The sequence below is a fragment of the Streptomyces sp. SID13726 genome (genome assembly GCF_010548375.1).
In the GTDB taxonomy this organism is placed as follows: domain Bacteria; phylum Actinomycetota; class Actinomycetes; order Streptomycetales; family Streptomycetaceae; genus Streptomyces.
In genome coordinates this window covers 1-623 of sequence record NZ_JAAGLY010000146.1, presented here as the reverse complement: position 1 = coordinate 623, position 623 = coordinate 1, and the positions used below count along the sequence as shown (strand labels likewise).

The window sequence follows — 623 nt, the reverse complement described above, 5'->3', positions numbered from 1 at the left end:
CCTCGCGGTGGTCCTCGCCGTGCAGAGCTGCGACGACGGCTGCTCGGTCGCCGAGATCATGCCCTCGGTCGAGATGTAGCCCAGACTGTCCGCTCCGAGCGACTTCCCCACCTCGTCGGACGAGAGGCCGTTGGCGATGAGCTCGGCGCGCGACGCGAAGTCGATGCCGTAGAAGCACGGCCACTTCACGGGCGGGGAGCTGATGCGCACGTGCACCTCGGCCGCCCCGGCCTCGCGCAGCATGCGGATGAGCGCGCGCTGCGTGTTGCCGCGCACGATCGAGTCGTCCACGACGACGAGGCGCTTGCCCCGGATGACGTCGCGCAGCGGGTTGAGCTTGAGCCGGATGCCGAGCTGGCGCAGCGTGTCCGACGGCTGGATGAACGTGCGCCCCACGTAGGCGTTCTTGGTCAGCCCCTGCCCGAACGGGATGCCCGACTCGGCGGCGTAGCCCACCGCGGCGGGCGTGCCGGACTCGGGGACGGGGATGACGAGGTCGGCGTCGACGGAGTGCTCGCGCGCGAGCTGTCGGCCCATCTCGACCCGGGCGGCGTGCACGGAACGGCCGTTGATCGACGTGTCGGGGCGCGCGAGGTAGACGTACTCGAAGACGCAGCCCGCAC

Annotated in this window: 1 protein-coding gene; it reads right to left on the bottom strand. The window is 71.1% G+C overall.

Annotation, left to right across the window (positions count from 1 at the left end):
• On the bottom strand, positions 1-623 hold a 623-nt coding region (locus G3I78_RS46830), incomplete at both ends, for a phosphoribosyltransferase family protein (protein ID WP_275424926.1).